The 2,326-nt window shown below is 29.8% G+C and carries 2 protein-coding genes and 1 pseudogene; 2 read left to right on the top strand and 1 reads right to left on the bottom strand.

All coding sequences use genetic code 11. The features are described 5' to 3' along the window. On the bottom strand, positions 1–481 hold a 481-nt coding region (locus tag DCO44_RS16510; protein ID WP_116763777.1), incomplete at its 3' end, for a hypothetical protein. 76 nt (positions 482–557) lie between these two features. On the opposite strand from DCO44_RS16510, the gene DCO44_RS16505 reads away from it, so the two are divergent. Beyond that, a complete protein-coding gene (locus tag DCO44_RS16505; RefSeq protein ID WP_116763775.1) occupies positions 558–947 on the top strand; it encodes a hypothetical protein in 390 nt (129 codons plus the stop codon). 4 nt (positions 948–951) lie between these two features. Further along, positions 952–2,326, top strand: a pseudogene (locus DCO44_RS16500) (hypothetical protein); the annotation flags it as partial.

Genomic DNA, 2,326 nt, shown 5'->3' with positions numbered 1-2,326 from the left:
AATTTCCAATCTTGTCCCAAAAACTTTTATCAGGATTCATTTTTGCCATTAAGGCTACTAAATTCATAGGTTTAATTTCTTGTATTTCTATCCTTTCAAAATCTATCATAATTTGTAAAAATGCATCTTTTTCGAAATTTCCATGTGAGTTATATCCTTTCGCAATTAACAAGATATTAGTAGCTTCAGAAAAATGATAAATGCCTTTTAAACTACAATATCTGTCATAAGTATCTTTTAAGATTTCTTCTAAATTTCTTTTTCTTAAGGTTGTCGTTATGCATTCTGCATAAAAACATTCTGTTATTAAATAATCACCTGCTGAGGCAAAAAAACCAAAAGGAATTTGCCTGACTTTTTGGTAATTATCATTTACGCTTAACACTATATTTTTTTCGTTAGTACCATAGTGTAGAAAACCTCGTTTGTCTGTCGCTAAAATTGCATAGTCTTCTAAATTAAAAGCCACGACTAAAGACATAAAAATCACTGATATATAAGAATTATTGAGTATAATTTAACAAAATAATGAAACTTTAGATAAGTCGAGAGAAAAAATGAGTGGGAAATTTGTAGTAAAAGCTGGACAGCAGCAGTTTAAATCTGGTGAAAAAGTCGTTTCTCCTGTAACAGTATTACCAACCGTTCCTAATGATTACAGTCATAAAATTAACTATCAGTTTGAATATACAGATGAACAAGGAAACAAGATAGAATCGCCACAATTTTTTGAAAAAGAGGTATTTGTTATAAAAGATGATACTCAAAAAATTATTACTAAAAGATCTCTTGATAATATGAAAAGTGATACAACATTAAGATTTTATACAGAAAAGGAAGAAAAATTTACATCTCTTTTATTTCAGAGTAATGAAGTTATGTTGGATTGCCCTGAAGATATATTTACAAATGACACGGCAAACACTGATGAAGCTTTAGAAGGGTAGAGCAATGCCATTAAAAGAATATCAAATACAAATTCTTGATGCTAATAACAATGTTATGTCTAACTTCCCAATAGCCACTCGTTATGTTGGTAAAGACAAAAAAAATAATAAATTAACAAGTTTGGATGGTGGATTTTTAACCTTTTATTCAGATGGTACGTCTGTAGAAGTATTTGTATTAGCTCCTCTGAGTAAAACTGGTTCTCCTGATATGACTAAATTTAAAGAGGATAATGATGGAGATAATGTTTATTACAAATTAGGGGTAGTTAATTGTAAATTCCCTCCAGAATCTATGAAATCACCATACAAATTAAGTGACTATGGAATTGCTAAAACTAAAATTATTTTTTTTGAAAATAATAAAAATAATAAAAAATTTGTAATACCTTTCAAAGTTAGACTTTCATACCTGAAAGGTCACTCTAAAGAATCATCCAAATTTATCGATCATATTATGGATGTTAAAAATGGTGAATTAAGCTTTACATCTATATTGCATAGTCGAATAACAATAGAACCACTAAAGCCAGACAATACTTCATTTAAAAATAATGGTAATCCTGTAATCACTAGCTATTATCCACGAACAACTGAACTTGTTGAATTAAAAATGTTTTTCGACATTGTTAGTATAAATGGAGTGACTGAACCTAATAGGCCAGAAAAAAGTGAACCAATTGTAAATAGCTGTGGAATGGAATTTAAAGGGAAAGTTAAGTGTACACAATACGGTAAAATCTTTGGCCCTGTTTATTGGGGAAAAAAACCAATTTCAACTTATACAAAGTGGGATGAACTCATAGCACAAGGTAAACTTACTAATGATGATAAGATAGTTTTGTTATCTGTTGCTCCTAATGAAGGAGAGTTTGATGCTGTTCAAAGTTATGACAGTGAAATAATTACAGCGGGTGCTATGCAAAAAACTGTAAATTCATCTGGTACGGGAGAACTTCCTGAACAGATATTTCAATTTAAAGAGAAGCATCCAGACTTATATGAGTCGCTTTTTGCCAACTGTGGTTGGGTTGTGAGTAAGTCAAATAATTCAATAAAAGCTGTTTATAATGGTTTAAGCAATACTGCTTTAAAAAGCCTATTACGCCAAAATTGTAGTAGTTCCAATAAAGGGAAAGTTATTAACTGTTCACCTGTTGAATCTATGGTTGCAGGGGTATCACATCCCCTATTTATTGATATACAGATAGTTGATTTCATAAAAAGATTAAACGATTTTTTAAACAAAATACCTATCAAATACAAAGCAAAAAACAAGTCAGAAAAAACTATTTTATATAATTATAAAATTAAAGCATATATTAAGTCACATTTAGGTAAAGCAACTGTTTTAGATCACTCTATCAATAGCCCAGGCC

This window comes from Acinetobacter sp. AM, assembly GCF_003105055.1.
GTDB classification, from domain to species: Bacteria; Pseudomonadota; Gammaproteobacteria; order Pseudomonadales; family Moraxellaceae; genus Acinetobacter; species Acinetobacter tibetensis.
The sequence above is the reverse complement of the archived record's forward strand: the minus strand, read 5'-3'. Positions and strand labels throughout refer to the sequence as shown.

What these genes read in the sequence shown, in the direction of transcription:
- DCO44_RS16505 (WP_116763775.1), top strand. Translation starts at nt 558, where the DNA reads ATGAGTGGGAAATTTGTAGTAAAAGCTGGACAGCAGCAGTTTAAATCT.